Raw genomic sequence first — 1,324 nt, 5'->3', positions numbered from 1 at the left:
ATAATATATATATTACTAAATACAAACTTTTATACATATTTCACCAAGTTTTATTTACAAAGAAATAAAAAACAATCAATATAACAAAAAAATTGATGATATTTGCACTGTTTTAAAATACAGAACAATGAATTATCAGGAAACAATTGACTATTTATTCAATGTCACCCCTTTATTTCAAAATATAGGGAAAGATGCATATAAAGAAGGACTCGACAACACTATTATATTAGACAATCATTTCAATAATCCACATAAAAAATTCAGGACTATACATATAGCCGGAACTAACGGAAAAGGTTCCTGCTCACACACTATTGCCGCAATACTTCAATCGGCTGGATACAAAACAGGACTTTATACATCTCCACATCTAATAGATTTCAGTGAAAGAATAAAAGTTAACGGAGAACCTATTGAAAAAGAGTTTGTAATTGATTTCGTTAAACAGAATAAAGATTTCTTCGAACCCTTACACCCTTCATTTTTCGAACTTACTACTGCCATGGCTTTCTTATACTTTGCAGAAAAAAAAGTAGACGTGGCAGTAATCGAAGTAGGATTAGGAGGGCGTCTGGATTGCACAAACATTATTACCCCTGATTTAAGTATAATCACTAATATAAGCTTTGACCATACACAATTTTTAGGAAATACACTAAAGGAAATTGCAAAAGAGAAAGCAGGAATAATAAAGGGAAAGAGGCCTGTAATCATAGGGGAATACACTCCTGAAACAAAAACTGTTTTCGAAGATAAAGCCAAATCAACAAATTCTGACATTATATTTGCTGAAGATAACAAACTGATAAATGGATACAAACAAACAGAAAACGGGCTTTTACTTTATAAATCTGATAAAATAAAAGATTTATACGGAGAGCTAAACGGATTATATCAGGTTAAAAATACAAATACAATACTTAATGCTGTATATAAATTAATTGGACTTGGATACAATATTGACGAAACTAATATTAAAAATGGATTCCGGAATGTTTGTCATTTAACTGGGCTTATGGGAAGATGGCAGAAGCTTGAAGAAAATCCGACTATTATATGCGATACGGGACATAACATAGGGGGTATGAAATACATAGTAGAGCAACTTTCCAGAATGAAATATGATAAACTTCATATTATTATAGGAATGGTAAATGATAAAGATATAAGTGGGGTTATTTCATTACTACCTAAAAATGCTAAATATTATTTTACTCAGGCTTCTGTAAAAAGAGCACTACCGGCAGAACAAGTAAAAGAAATAGCCAATAATTATGGTTTAAAAGGAGAAGCTTATAGTAGTGTGGAAAAAGCATTAACT

1 protein-coding gene is annotated in these 1,324 nt (G+C 30.8%); it reads left to right on the top strand.

The annotated features are described in order from the left end of the window. Nucleotides 1-127 precede the first annotated feature (127 nt). Nucleotides 128-1,324 (top strand): bifunctional folylpolyglutamate synthase/dihydrofolate synthase (locus I6E24_RS16270; protein WP_235329739.1); only part of this gene is annotated, 1,197 nt, incomplete at its 3' end.

It is taken from the genome of Bacteroides caecigallinarum, from assembly GCF_021530995.1.
Lineage (GTDB): Bacteria > Bacteroidota > Bacteroidia > Bacteroidales > Bacteroidaceae > Phocaeicola > Phocaeicola faecigallinarum.
Note: the sequence above shows the minus strand (reverse complement) of the source record. Positions and strands in the feature narration are given on the sequence as shown.